Genomic DNA, 13,311 nt, shown 5'->3' with positions numbered 1-13,311 from the left:
GGTCCAGAAGGAATCTTTTTGATCTGACATATTAGTTTTTTAATGAACCTGCTTTAACAATGGCTTTCTGATAAACAGGCAGTCTCAGATCGTCTACTATTACCCCTTTACTGGTAGAAGCATGTACAAAATAATCATTGTCCAGGTATACCCCCACATGGTCTACCGCCCCGCCGCCAAAGGAAAAGAAAATCAGATCACCTTCCTTCAACTGCGATACTTTACGCTCGTTTACAGCATCTGCCTGGTCTCTTGACCTCCTTGGCAGACTGAAGCCATAAATGTCTTTTTGCAACAGCAAGGCAAATCCGGAACAGTCAATACCGCTTTTATCCAGTCCGCCCAGCCGGTACCTGACACCTGTCCAGTCGGTAATGAACCGGTACAGCTTTTTACTTTTTAAGTGGGACATGGCTTCTGCTATCCCCGCTGCCTTGGTATTTGAAATAGCTGCATGCTTTCTAGAACTACAGGAATACAGCGTAATCACCGACAAGAGGCATACTAAAATAAAGCTATGATGGGACAACCTGCTCGTCATAAAGCTATTGTTTAATGATCCGCTGGATTTCATCCAGTTTCAGCAGGGCCTCTACCGGTGTCAGGATATTTACATCCAGGTTATTCAGTGTATCGCGGATTTTGATTAGCACCGGATCATCAATTGCAAACATCTGCAGTTGATAGGCCTGGTTTTGTACTTTTTTAATGCTGTCTTTTATGCTCTGACCTTCCGTCCTGTCTATTTCCAACTTCTTCAGGATCTCGTTGGCCCTGTTGATCAGCTTTGGCGGCATACCGGCCATCTTGGCCACATGGATACCAAAGCTGTGCTCACTGCCCCCGGGTATCAGCTTGCGCAGGAAAATCACCTTATTGGACACCTCTTTGATAGACACATTAAAGTTCCTGATACGGCTCATGGTATTGGCCAGTTCGTTCAGTTCATGATAATGGGTAGCAAATAAAGTCTTGGGTTTGGCAGTTGGGTGCTGGTGCAGGAACTCTGCAATGGCCCAGGCTATGGAAATACCATCATACGTACTGGTGCCACGGCCTATTTCATCAAGCAGGATCAGACTGCGGTCGGATATATTGTTCAATATACTGGCCGTTTCGTTCATCTCCACCATAAAGGTACTCTCGCCCGAAGAAAGGTTGTCAGAGGCCCCTACCCTGGTAAAGATCTTATCGATCAGGCCAATGCTGGCGGCCTTGGCCGGGACAAAACATCCCATCTGTGCCATCAGCACAATCAAAGCTGTCTGGCGTAATATGGCCGATTTACCAGACATGTTGGGTCCCGTAATGATGATGATCTGCTGGGTATCATTGTCCAGAAAAACGTCATTGGTAATGTACTCTTCGCCTATCGGCAATCTCTTTTCAATTACAGGATGCCTGCCGCCCTTGATATCCAGGGTTTTGTCTTTGGTAACCTGAGGCCTAACATAATGATTTTTAATCGCCAGTTGAGCAAAACAAAGCAATACGTCCAACTGGGCTATTAAAAAAGCGTTCAACTGAATCTGCTTGATATAGGCCGATACCTGATACATCAGCTCATTATATATACGCACCTCAATGTGCTGAATCTTTTCTTCCGCACCCAGGATCTGCTCTTCATATTCTTTAAGCTCGGGAGTAATATAGCGCTCGGCACTCACCAGGGTTTGTTTCCTGATCCAGTCGGCCGGCACCTTATCCTTATGCGTATGGGTCACCTCCAGGTAATAGCCAAAAATATTGTTGAAGGCTACCTTTAAGGACGGTATCCCGGTTATCGCAGCTTCCCGCTTCTGAATCTCCACCAGGTAATCCTTACCGCCAAAGGCAATCTTACGCAACCTGTCGAGCTCCTCATCAATGCCATCAGCAATCACATTGCCCTTGATCAATAAAGCAGGCGGATCTTGCTGCAGCTCACGTTCCAGCTTCTCTCTGATGGTGAGACATGGGTTTAACTGATCAGCAAGCACAGACAGAAAAGGGTTATTTGCTGCTTCTGCAATCTTTTTAACTGCTTCAATGTGATACAATGCCTTTTTCAGCTGACAAAGTTCTCTCGGGCCCACCTTTTGTAGCCCGACCTTAGAGATCAGCCGCTCGAGATCACCAATCTGCTTAATGTGCGACAGGAACTCTTCCAGCAGACTTTCATCTTTTATAAGAAACGCTACCATACCCAACCGCTCTTCTATCGGCTTCAGCTCTTTCAATGGCATGATGATCCACTTATGCAGCAGCCTTGCCCCCATAGGCGTGGACGTTTGGTCCAGGATCTCAAACAAGGTAACTGCATTTTCATTGGCAGAGCTTACCAGTTCGAGATTGCGAATGGTAAAGCGGTCCAGCCATACATACTTATCCTGTTCCAGACGGGAGATAGCAGAAATATGCTTTAAGTTGCGGTGTTCCGTCTCATTCAGATAATGCAGCACCACCCCTGCTGCTACGATACCAGATTGTAATTTATCTACTCCAAACCCTTTTAAGGAAGTGACCTCAAAGTGTTTGGTCAATATCTCAGTGGCATAATCGTTGGTAAAAGCCCAATCGTCGAGGTGATAGGTATAGAATTTATCACCAAAGACCTCTATAAATTCCTTCCTTCTGGTCTTTTGAAAGACCACTTCAGTGGGCTTAAAGCCCTGCAACAGTTTGTCTATGTACTCAGCATCGCCTTGTGCTACCAAAAACTCACCGGTAGAAATATCTGCAAAAGCGACCCCTATGGCGCCTTTGTCAAAATACACTGCAGCAAGGTAATTGTTGGACTTTTGATTAAGGATATTGTCGCTATAAGCTACACCGGGCGTTACCAGTTCCGTCACGCCCCGCTTTACGATGGTTTTTGTAGCTTTAGGATCTTCCAACTGGTCGCAGATAGCCACCCTTTGCCCCGCTCTTACCAGTTTTGACAGGTAGTTGTCTAAAGAATGATGTGGAAAACCCGCCAGTTCCAGCGCCCCGCCATTAGGGCCAGTGCCCCTTCTGGTCAGTACGATACCCAGTATCTGGGATGTTTTGATTGCATCTTCACCAAATGTTTCGTAAAAATCGCCAACCCTGAACAACAACAATGCGCCTGGATACTTTGCTTTAATCGCATTGTATTGCTGCATTAACGGGGTTTCCTTAGTAGTATCTTTAGCCAAAATGATTCAGTTTACAAAATCGTAAAGATACTACTTGACCAGTATGGTTTATGATTTGTTGAAAATTTAAAAAATGTGAATAGCTTAAAGCCTGGCGATATAGCTTAAAAACAAGTCCAATGCCTTTCTTTTTGAATCGCTAAGCTCAAAATCAAGCTTATGCAGGAGGTAGTCTTCCAGGTCAATATCGTCCCGTTCAGGCAGCTCCTTCAGTACCAAAGCACGGCTGGACAGCCCCAAAGACAGCGCCTTATTAAACTCCACAATAAAGGCCTGCGGAATGGGCTTATTGGCCACCCAAGCGGCATACACAAAAGGCAAACCTGTGAAGTTCATCCACTCCTGACCCATATCATACGAAAAGGCATATTCCTTTTGTTTGCCAAAGGTCCTGTCGCCGATCAGCACGATCGCATCCGTTACGGCACCGGCATCTGTAGTAAATTCTACCTCCTTTTTCCAGTGAAATTTCAATAGTACTTTTGCGAGGTTGTTGGAGGTGCGCGACTGAAGATCCAGTTTTACAGTCTTAATTTCTGACACCTCGACATTACTAAATATGAATACTGAATTTACCGCGCCCACAGAACCGATACAGTAATCGGCCACAATATTTGCATCGGGTACATCCGGAATGGCCGCTACCGGTATCAGGCCGATATCTACCTGGTTGGCGATCAGCTTGGCCGCACAATCTGAAGGGATATCCAGGCTCAGTTCTATTTTATCTATGATCGCTGAGTGCATGATCCCATAAATAAAAGGCTTGGTATTGGTATAGGATACTGCAGAAATTTTTATTTTACTCAAAAGGAATTATTTTAAATGATCGGTATTGTTCAAACTAGTAATGATAAATTCATCACCGGTAAGTTCAACTTTATAAAGCGTCGTGTTCTGGTGCGGAAAATCGCCCATTTCAGATAGCGGCTTGTTCATCAACAGGCAGAGCAGCAAGCGCATAGCCCTTCCATGCATACATACCAGCACCAGTTTCTCTTCTGTTTTTGATTTGATGTAGTCTACCGCTTCCTTCAGCCTTAGCATCACCTGGTTGGGGCTCTCCCCGCCTTCAAAATGGGCATCATAATCTCCCTCGTCCCATTGCTGCATAAGGGTCTTAAAAGCCCTGATGGCGTTTTCATCATTCGGTTTTCCTTCCCAGGCACCCCAGGCCAGCTCGTCCAGTCCCGGCAATTGTTCCCATGGAATCCCCGCTTCGATAAAGCCTTTTACGGTCTGATGTGTCCTTACCAGTGCCGAAGTATACACTTTTTCAAAAGGAATGTCTTTGTATTTAGCATAGAATGCTGATGCCTGACTGCGGCCGGTATCATTAAGGTCGCTGTTGATCCCTCTGCCCTGTACGATCCCTAATTTATTTAATTCTGTTTCACCATGTCTGATGATATATAGTTCTTTGTCCATTAGTTAATTACAGGCAGTTTATAGTACTGCGGTTTTACTTCGTCTTCAAATACCACATCGGTAAAATCCGTGACCACATGGTAGAGGGTATCCCTTTCAATCGGTTTACGCTTCACTTGTTTGATCAGGTTTACCAGTTCCTGTGTGCTCATAGCAGGATTTTGCTCTTCGGCACCGGCCATAGAATAGATCTTGGTAGTGTCATCCAGTGTGCCATCTATGTCATCCACCCCAAAATTAAGGGAAAGCTGAGCTGTCTGCCTGCTGATCATTGCCCAGTAAGCTTTTATGTGGTCAAAATTGTCCAGGTAGATCCGGGATATCGCATAGTTTCTTAAGTCTTCAATAACCGAAACCTCAGGCACATCACTCATCTGATTGTGCTGGTTCCGGAATTTTAAAGGAATAAAGGTCTGAAAGCCGCCGGTTCTGTCCTGCAACTGGCGCAGCTGCTCCATATGGTCTACCCGGTGTTCAAATTTTTCTATGTGTCCGTATAGCATGGTGGCGTTAGACCGCATGCCCAGCTTATGCCATTCCTCATGTATCTGCAGCCATTGTTCGCCGGTACATTTGTCTTTGGCGATCTGTTCCCGCACCTCGGGGTGGAATATTTCTGCACCACCGCCGGGGATAGATTCCAGACCTGCTTCCTTCATCAGGCGCATGCCAGTGGCGTAGTCTATTTTTGCTTTTTTAAAGATGTAGTGATATTCTACAGGGGTCAGCGCTTTGACATGCAGTTCAGGACGGTGCTTTTTGATAGCGGTAAACAGCGCTGAATAAAATGCAACATCATACTGTGGCAATACCCCGCCTACAATATGTACTTCCGTGACAGGCTCATGGTCGTATTTCTTTACGATGTCGAGCATCTCTTCCATAGTGAGTGCCCAGCCTTCTTCTTTTTGCTTGATCAGGCGGGAATAAGAGCAAAACTTACAATCGTACACACATAGATTGGTAGGCTCCAGGTGAAAATTGCGGTTAAAGTAAGTATTGTCGCCGTGCTTTTGTTCCCTGATGTAGTTTGCCAAGACACCAAGATATCCGAGGTCTGCATGCTGATAGAGGTGTACACCTTCGTCAAATGTGATGCGCTGCTGGTTAAGTACTTTTTGTGCAATTGTTTTTAGCGGTTCTGAAAGCTCAGGATTGTTTACAATAATTGCCAGTTTTGAAGTAGTATCCATCTGTTGTGTATAATACTACAAAAGTAAGATAAAATAGGCAGACATCCTTTTTTAAAGCTATATAAGCTGTCAGGAATATGTAAAGAGCTTTGGGCATCTTCGCGCAAAAAGCGCAGCACTTACGTATTTGCTTCGCAAAAGGGCACGATTTGCGCAGGAATTGCGAACAAGCTGCGAAGGAGTTGCGAAAGAGCGTCAAATCAGGTACATAAACAAAGAGACCCAGTAGAAACCGGGCCTCTTTTTAACCAAACCAAACCAAAATTATTTTGCTGCTTTCACAAAGTTTAATACAATATAAGCAGGTGAATTTCCATTATCTACAGGTACTTTGATCACCATGGTATCACCATCAGTAGCTGTCAGCACCATTCTGTAACCTGAGGTTACGTTCTTGGCTTTATCTCCTTCAAAAATCTTTTTAAACTGAAATGTCTGATCTCCTGCACTGGCCGACCAAAAAATGGTCTGTGTCTTTGCTGTACAGCCTGTTCCGCCGGGCAGCGTATAACTTCCATTGCCGCTATTTGTCAAATTCCAGGTACTGCCTACAAAACAAGTATAAGGGCCGTCATCAAATAATGATTTAACCGCCGACTGTGACATCCCTTCAAAAGTAATGTCGTTTATTGTCCAGTTGCCAGTTACATTACCTCTTTTTACGCTTGGCGTACTAGCTCCTTTAGGTGAACAACTTTGCAAAACCATTAATGAACTGCATAAAATGGCTGCTATCAGGAATATTCTTTTCATGTCTTTTCTAATTTGTAATACCAATTACATAAATCCTGCCAAAACTTCGGCGGAAGAATATATAACGTTAACTTTGTTTGGATACATACCTGAATTTTAACATTTAAACCCGTAATAATGAAGCCAGAAACTGTAGCAATACATGCAGGAAATTTCTATAAAACGTCCACAAACGATGTGACGCTTCCTATTAATTTATCCACCACTTTCCTGAGAGATGAAGATGGTGGCTATTCTGGCGGACACATGTACAGCAGAGTCAGTAATCCCAACAGGACGGCATTGGAAAAAGCACTGACCGAATTGGAAAAAGGTGCTGGTGCCTGTGCTTTCTCGTCAGGAAATACTGCAGGGATGGCTTTATTTCAGGCATTGAAGCCGGGCAGCCATATCATCGCACCTGATGATATGTACTGGGGATTTAAAAAACAATTACAGACCATTTTTAAAGACACCTTGGCATTTGATTTTATAGACCTCACCAGGGTGGATGAAATAGCTGCGCATATCAAAGAAAATACGGTTTTAATCTGGGCTGAAACACCCTCAAATCCACTGTTAAAAATCACCGATATTGCCGCTATCTCCAGGCTTAGTAAAAAACATGGTTTACTGTTTGCATGCGACAGCACATTTGCTTCCCCCTGCCTTCAAAATCCGATAGCATTGGGTGCGGACATTGTGATGCACTCCTCTACTAAATACATTGGCGGACACAGTGATGTACTGGGAGGAATACTGGTGACGGCAGCACTGAATGAATTTTGGGATAAGGTCAAAAATATACAGGAGACCGGCGGTGCTGTGCCTTCTCCTTTCGATTGTTTCTTACTGATCAGGAGCATCAAAACCCTGCCTTACCGCATGCGCGGGCATTGTACCAATGGCATGGCGCTTGCTTTGTTCCTTGAAAAACATCCGGCTGTAGAGAAGGTATTTTATCCCGGACTTAGCACACATCCTCAGCATGAAATTGCAAAAAGCCAGATGAGTGATTTTGGTGGCATGCTGTCTATCCTGGTAAAAGGAGGAGCTGAAGAGGCGAGGAAAGTGGTAAATAGCGTACAACTGTTTGCACAGGCAACAAGTTTGGGTGGTGTAGAAAGCTTAATTGAACACCGTGCATCGATAGAAGGGCCGACTACCAAAACGCCGCCAAATTTAATTCGGATATCTGCGGGCCTGGAACACATAGATGACCTCATAGCGGATCTGGAGCAAGCTTTAAGCTAAAAACAAGGAAAAAAAATCTCTAAAGGGAGGCGTTATTTAAACTTTATACTACTTATTTTCAGTCATTTATAATAAAATCAAAATAATGTATTGATTGTTTTCGTTTGTTTTCGTATATTTGCAGTATAGTTAGTGATAACTCAATCAAGTCAAACTCCTTTACTTAGAAGGTTTGATTTATAAAGAAGTGGCGAGAGACAGGCTCTGAGACCCACTGGCAACCCTCCCAAATGGAGAAGGTGCCAATTCCTGACCAAAAGGCATGGTGCCCTTTGGAAAGATAAATTGAAACAAAATGAAAACAGTAAGCATTACCCAAAGTCTACTTAATTATTGTTGCCCGCAGCATACCATGTGTATGTGCTGTTGCATACGATAATCTCAAAATCTTCCATTTGCATTTAACTATCATCCGGAAGGCCCTACAAGGGGTACGCAATACAATTATGTACGTTTTGGTCTAAAAAAACCTAACCATTTTTAAAAACAAACCCTTTTTCAACCCTTTAAACTAAACACTATGTCAGCATCACATAAATTTGAAACACTACAAGTACACGCAGGCCAGGAAATAGATCCTACTACAGGTTCACGGGCTGTTCCTATTTACCAGACTACCTCTTATGGGTTTAAAAATTCTGAGCATGGCGCTAATCTTTTCGCACTAAAGGAATTTGGAAATATCTATACCCGCATCATGAACCCTACCACTGATGTTTTTGAAAAACGCGTGGCAGCGCTTGAAGGTGGGGTAGCAGGATTGGCTGTGGCATCCGGACAAGCGGCACAATTCATTGCTTTAAATAACATCCTTCAGTCGGGCGACAACTTTGTTTCCTCTTCTCATTTATATGGTGGTTCGTACAATCAGTTTAAGGTTGGCTTTAAACGCCTGGGCATTGAAGTTAAATTTGCCAATGGTGACGATCCTGCAGACTTTGAGGCAAAAATTGATGACAGGACGAAAGCGATCTATCTGGAAAGCATTGGCAATCCTGCCTACAGTGTAATAGATTTTGAAAAAATATCGGCCATTGCCAACAGACATGACCTTCCGCTGATCGTAGACAACACCTTCGGTGCAGCAGGATATCTTTTTAAACCGTTGGAACATGGGGCACATGTGGTGGTACAATCTGCTACGAAGTGGATTGGCGGACATGGAACGAGCATCGGCGGGGTGATCGTAGACGGTGGAAATTACAACTGGGGCAATGGAAAGTTCCCACAGTTTACGGAGCCTTCTGAAGGGTATCACGGTCTGGTATTCAATGATGTATTTGGCATTGGTGGTCCCTTTGGCAATATACAGTTCGCTATCCGTGCCCGCGTAGAGGGATTGAGAGACTTTGGCCCTGCCATCTCTCCTTTCAATTCATTCCAATTGCTTCAGGGGCTTGAAACGTTGTCACTAAGGGTACAAAGACACGTAGACAATACACTCGCCCTGGCCAAATGGCTGGAAACCCATGAGGATGTTAAATCGGTAAGTTATCCTGGACTGGAGAGCAGTCCATACCATGCCAATGCCAAGAAGTATTTGAAAAATGGATTTGGTGCAGTATTGTCTTTCGAATTGAAGGGCGATAAAAGCCTGGCTACTGCCTTGGTGGACAACCTGAAACTGGTAAGTCACCTGGCCAATGTAGGCGATGCTAAAACACTGATCATTCAGCCTTCTGCCACCACACATCAGCAATTAAGTGAAACTGCTCAAATCGCAGCAGGTGTGACACCAAATCAGTTGCGTGTTTCAGTAGGAATTGAACATATCGACGACATTAAGGCTGATTTTGAACAGGCATTTTCGGCAATAAAAAACTAAACAGGGACTTCTGTCTGAACTGAAAAACTAAAAGATGAGCAATACTGCGATATATACTTATACAAAACCCTTTGAACTTGAGAACGGCAAAAAGCTGCGCAAAATAGAGATTGCTTATCAAACTTATGGCAGGCTGAACGCAAAAAAAGACAATGTGATCTGGGCCTGTCATGCGCTTACTGCCAATTCAGATGTGCTGGACTGGTGGAAAGGATTGTTTGGCAACAATTACCTGTTTAACCCGGATGAGCATTTCATCATCTGCGCAAATGTGCTTGGTTCCAATTATGGTACTACCAACCCTTTGAGCGTTAACCCGGTGACCGGACAGCCATATTATCTTGCCTTCCCGGAATTTACGATAAGGGACCTTGTTGCCGCTCACCGTTTGCTTGCTGCACATCTTCAGATACAGGACATAAAAGTGCTGATAGGCGGCTCATTAGGCGGTCAGCAAGCCCTGGAATGGTCTATTTCGGATAATAAAAAAATAGAAAACCTGATCATTATGGCCACCAATGCTGTTCACTCACCATGGGGTATTGCTTTTAATGAAAGTCAGCGTATGGCGATAACAGCAGACCGCAGTTTCTATGCACAGCAACCTGATGGAGGGCTGAAAGGACTGAAGGCAGCCAGGAGCATTGCCTTGCTTTCTTACAGGACTTATGAGGCTTATTCTACTACGCAACTGGAAAGTGTAAATGATAAAACCTGCTCGTTCAGGGCTTCTTCGTATCAAAATTACCAGGGAGAAAAGTTGTGCAAGCGTTTTAATGCCTATAGCTACTGGTATCTGACCAAGGCTATGGACAGCCATAATGTAGGCAGAGGAAGAACAAGTATAGCGGATGCATTGGCACTGGTTAAGGCGAACACCCTGGTAATAGGGATTGAAAATGATGTGCTTTTCCCATTGTCAGAGCAGGAATTCCTGGCTAAGCATATCCCTGACGCTTCATTTCAAAGCATTAAGTCGGCCTATGGCCACGATGGTTTTTTAATTGAGACGAATACCCTGACCAATATTATTGGCAATTTCCTCAAAGAAAGCACTAATAAGAAAATAATTAAATTACATAAAACAGCTTAGCAATAAATGAGTAAGAAACTTAAGATCGGTTTATTTGGTTTTGGAGTAGTTGGACAAGGATTGCATGATATCATCCGTGGTCAGGACCTGAACCTTGAGATTGTTAAAATAGCCATAAAGAACCCGGATAAGAAACGCAGTCTGGATGCGCATCTTTTTACTACAGATCACGAAGAACTGCTGAACAATGAAGAGATCAATACAATTGTTGAGCTGATTGATGATGCGGATGCAGCCTTTAATATTGTTAAAAGAGCATTGATCAGTGGTAAAAATGTAGTTTCTGCAAATAAAAAAATGATAGCAACCCACCTTGCGGAACTGGTGGAGCTACAGGAAAAACATGGTGCTTCCCTGCTATACGAAGGTGCGGTATGTGGCAGTATCCCGATCATCCGTAACCTGGAAGAATATTATGACAATGAACTGCTTCATGGAATAAGCGGCATTTTTAATGGTTCATCCAATTATATTTTATCTAAAATATTTAATGAAAACCTGCCTTACGGAGTTGCACTGAAGCAGGCACAGGACCTGGGATTTGCAGAGAGCGATCCGATACTGGATGTGGGAGGTTATGACCCTAAGTTTAAGCTGGCAATTGCTACTGCACATGCATATGGATTGTTTATCAATCCGGACAAGATCCTGAACATAGGTATTCAGAATTTGTCTGAAAATGACATCAGGTATGCAAGAGAGAAGAACTTTAAAATAAAGCTGGTGCCTACTGCGCGCAAGATCAGCACCAAACAGGTAGTTACCTATGTATTGCCTAAATTTGTGAAAGCTGAGGATTTCCTTTACAATGTAGAGAATGAATACAATGGGGTTACGGTCCAGGCAGCATTTGCAGACAAGCAGTTCTTCTTTGGGAAGGGCGCCGGCGGCCACCCGACAGGTGCAGCTGTATTGTCAGATATTGCTGCCTTAAGATACGACTACCGGTATGAATATAAAAAATACCACCAGAATAACGGACTGATCCATACGGATAATGTAAACATAGAGGTGTATTTAAGGTACACCCATGAATACACCGTTGAAAAACTGCAGATAGACAATATTGTGGAGCGTTTTTCAAGGGATGATTACAAGTATGTGATCGGAAACGTCAGTTTGAAATCCTTAATTGCCAACAAGGCGCTTCTGGAGCAAAAGGATGTATTTATAGCACATACCGGCAGATATACTTATACAGAACAGCAGATCAGTGTAATAACCGAAGAAGAGGTATTGTTTAATTAGTAGTGTTTGTTTTGATAAATAAAGGCCCCAATTTGGGGCCTTTGCTTATATATCGTCATCCTGAAATTATATTTCTCTATTGACATCCCAGTTCTCCAGATAGTCTGCCACCCTCCTCACAAAAGATCCTCCCAGGGCACCATCTACTACCCTATGGTCATATGAAAGAGAAAGGAACATCATGTGGCGGATGGCTATTACATCTCCAAATTCCGTCTCTAATACAGCAGGTTTCTTTTTAATTGCCCCTACTGCAAGGATAGCTACCTGAGGCTGGTTGATAATTGGCGTACCCATTACATTACCAAAGGAACCAACATTTGTGAGCGTAAACGTTCCGTTTTGGGTCTCATCTGGTTTAAGTTTGGAAGTGCGTGCCCGCTGGGCCAGGTCGTTTACTGATTTGGTTAATCCGACTAGGTTGTACTGGTCAGCATTTTTAATCACGGGAACGATCAGGTTGCCACTTGGCAATGCTGCTGCCATGCCGATATTGATATCTCTCTTTTTAATGATCTGATTTCCATTTACGGAAACATTGATCATTGGAAAGTCTTTGATGGCTTTGGTAACGGCCTCAATAAATATGGGTGTAAAAGTAATCTTTTCCTTTTCCCGCTTCTCAAAGCCGGCCTTAACTTTATCTCTCCATACCACCATATTGGTCACATCAGCCTCTACGAATGAAGTGACATGAGGAGAAGTTTGTACGCTCATCACCATGTGTTCAGCAATCAGCTTGCGCATGCGGTCCATTTCGATAATTTCATCTCCACCACCCGTTTTAATAACCGGCTTGGTATGTTCAACTGAGGGCGCTGCCGCGGGAACAGAGGTCTGATTATCTACAACTTGCGCAACCGGATTTTGAGCTGTTTTTAATGTTCTGTGCTGAATATAATTGATCAGGTCATCTTTTGTGAGGCGCCCGTCTGCTCCGGTGCCGGAAATGGTTTCAAGTTCGGCAGCGGTTATGCTTTCCTGATTGGCGATGTTCCTGACAAGTGGAGAATAAAACCTGATGTTATTACTTTCTTTTACGTCTGCCTGATTACGAATGCTAACAGGTAGCTGCTCTGTACCGGGAATAGCATCAATTATTTCCTGTGCTACAGGATCTGGACTTTCTGCGGCAGCATCAGTCTCTATAATCGCAATTACTGTTCCGACCTGCACAATTTCATCCTCTTTAAATAACTGCCTGACCAACTTACCTGCTACAGGTGACGGGACTTCTGAATCTACTTTATCTGTGGCGATCTCCAGAATTGTATCGTCCAACTCTATCCTTTCTCCTGGTTGCTTCACCCATTTAATAACGGTCGCTTCGGCAACACTTTCCCCCATTTTAGGTAACAATAATTCGTATTGAGCCATTTT

At 43.8% G+C, this 13,311-nt stretch carries 11 protein-coding genes and 1 riboswitch; of the genes, 4 read left to right on the top strand and 7 right to left on the bottom strand.

Annotated features, from left to right (window positions below; genetic code table 11):
- Nucleotides 1–31: 31 nt before the first annotated feature.
- The 6 genes from EZ437_RS11945 to EZ437_RS11920 all read right to left on the bottom strand — a co-directional run bounded on the left by EZ437_RS11945 (nt 32) and on the right by EZ437_RS11920 (nt 6,532).
- Nucleotides 32–541 (bottom strand): C40 family peptidase, encoded by a 510-nt coding sequence (locus EZ437_RS11945; protein ID WP_131596247.1) that lies wholly within the window; start codon nt 539–541, stop codon nt 32–34.
- Between the two features lie 4 nt (nt 542–545).
- Nucleotides 546–3,158: a DNA mismatch repair protein MutS gene (gene mutS, locus EZ437_RS11940; RefSeq protein WP_131596246.1), complete on the bottom strand. Its 2,613-nt coding sequence runs from the start codon at nt 3,156–3,158 to the stop codon at nt 546–548.
- Nucleotides 3,159–3,242: 84 nt separating this feature from the next.
- The gene (locus EZ437_RS11935; RefSeq protein WP_131596245.1) at nt 3,243–3,968 is read right to left on the bottom strand and encodes a menaquinone biosynthetic enzyme MqnA/MqnD family protein; all 726 of its coding nucleotides are present in this window, start codon (nt 3,966–3,968) and stop codon (nt 3,243–3,245) included.
- A 6-nt stretch (nt 3,969–3,974) separates the two neighbouring features.
- Nucleotides 3,975–4,586, bottom strand: a complete 612-nt coding sequence (locus EZ437_RS11930; RefSeq protein WP_131596244.1) for a histidine phosphatase family protein — start codon at nt 4,584–4,586, stop codon at nt 3,975–3,977.
- Nucleotides 4,586–5,779, bottom strand: a complete 1,194-nt coding sequence (mqnE, locus tag EZ437_RS11925) for an aminofutalosine synthase MqnE (RefSeq protein WP_131596243.1) — start codon at nt 5,777–5,779, stop codon at nt 4,586–4,588. The genes EZ437_RS11930 and mqnE overlap by 1 nt, the downstream gene beginning before the upstream one ends.
- Nucleotides 5,780–6,043: 264 nt before the next feature.
- The gene (locus tag EZ437_RS11920; protein ID WP_131596242.1) at nt 6,044–6,532 is read right to left on the bottom strand and encodes a hypothetical protein; all 489 of its coding nucleotides are present in this window, start codon (nt 6,530–6,532) and stop codon (nt 6,044–6,046) included.
- A 117-nt stretch (nt 6,533–6,649) separates the two neighbouring features.
- On the opposite strand from EZ437_RS11920, the gene EZ437_RS11915 reads away from it, so the two are divergent.
- The 4 genes from EZ437_RS11915 (at nt 6,650) to EZ437_RS11900 (ending at nt 11,931) form a co-directional block, all read left to right on the top strand.
- Nucleotides 6,650–7,765 (top strand): trans-sulfuration enzyme family protein, encoded by a 1,116-nt coding sequence (locus tag EZ437_RS11915; RefSeq protein WP_131596241.1) that lies wholly within the window; start codon nt 6,650–6,652, stop codon nt 7,763–7,765.
- Nucleotides 7,766–7,939: 174 nt separating this feature from the next.
- A riboswitch (SAM riboswitch) is annotated at nt 7,940–8,052 on the top strand.
- Between the two features lie 233 nt (nt 8,053–8,285).
- The gene (locus EZ437_RS11910) at nt 8,286–9,590 is read left to right on the top strand and encodes an O-acetylhomoserine aminocarboxypropyltransferase/cysteine synthase family protein (protein WP_131596240.1); all 1,305 of its coding nucleotides are present in this window, start codon (nt 8,286–8,288) and stop codon (nt 9,588–9,590) included.
- A gap of 34 nt (nt 9,591–9,624) precedes the next feature.
- Nucleotides 9,625–10,683 (top strand): homoserine O-acetyltransferase family protein, encoded by a 1,059-nt coding sequence (locus tag EZ437_RS11905; RefSeq protein ID WP_131596239.1) that lies wholly within the window; start codon nt 9,625–9,627, stop codon nt 10,681–10,683.
- A 6-nt stretch (nt 10,684–10,689) separates the two neighbouring features.
- Nucleotides 10,690–11,931, top strand: a complete 1,242-nt coding sequence (locus tag EZ437_RS11900) for a homoserine dehydrogenase (RefSeq protein ID WP_131596238.1) — start codon at nt 10,690–10,692, stop codon at nt 11,929–11,931.
- Nucleotides 11,932–11,997: 66 nt separating this feature from the next.
- On the opposite strand, the gene EZ437_RS11895 is transcribed toward EZ437_RS11900, so the two are convergent.
- Entirely contained in the window at nt 11,998–13,308 is a 1,311-nt protein-coding gene (locus tag EZ437_RS11895) for a dihydrolipoamide acetyltransferase family protein (RefSeq protein WP_131596237.1), read from the bottom strand.
- Between the last annotated feature and the right edge of the window lie 3 nt (nt 13,309–13,311).

The organism is Pedobacter psychroterrae (assembly GCF_004331695.1).
Taxonomy (GTDB): Bacteria; Bacteroidota; Bacteroidia; order Sphingobacteriales; family Sphingobacteriaceae; genus Pedobacter; species Pedobacter psychroterrae.
Note: the sequence above shows the minus strand (reverse complement) of the source record. Positions and strands in the feature narration are given on the sequence as shown.

Bases quoted from the DNA above. Each gene is read 5' to 3' on its own strand.
- EZ437_RS11910 (WP_131596240.1), top strand. From the start codon at position 8,286: ATGTCAGCATCACATAAATTTGAAACACTACAAGTACACGCAGGCCAG.
- EZ437_RS11920 (WP_131596242.1), bottom strand. From the start codon at position 6,532: ATGAAAAGAATATTCCTGATAGCAGCCATTTTATGCAGTTCATTAATG.
- EZ437_RS11900 (WP_131596238.1), top strand. From the start codon at position 10,690: ATGAGTAAGAAACTTAAGATCGGTTTATTTGGTTTTGGAGTAGTTGGA.
- EZ437_RS11930 (WP_131596244.1), bottom strand. From the start codon at position 4,586: ATGGACAAAGAACTATATATCATCAGACATGGTGAAACAGAATTAAAT.
- EZ437_RS11895 (WP_131596237.1), bottom strand. From the start codon at position 13,308: ATGGCTCAATACGAATTATTGTTACCTAAAATGGGGGAAAGTGTTGCC.
- EZ437_RS11915 (WP_131596241.1), top strand. From the start codon at position 6,650: ATGAAGCCAGAAACTGTAGCAATACATGCAGGAAATTTCTATAAAACG.
- EZ437_RS11905 (WP_131596239.1), top strand. From the start codon at position 9,625: ATGAGCAATACTGCGATATATACTTATACAAAACCCTTTGAACTTGAG.
- mqnE (WP_131596243.1), bottom strand. From the start codon at position 5,779: ATGGATACTACTTCAAAACTGGCAATTATTGTAAACAATCCTGAGCTT.
- EZ437_RS11945 (WP_131596247.1), bottom strand. From the start codon at position 541: ATGACGAGCAGGTTGTCCCATCATAGCTTTATTTTAGTATGCCTCTTG.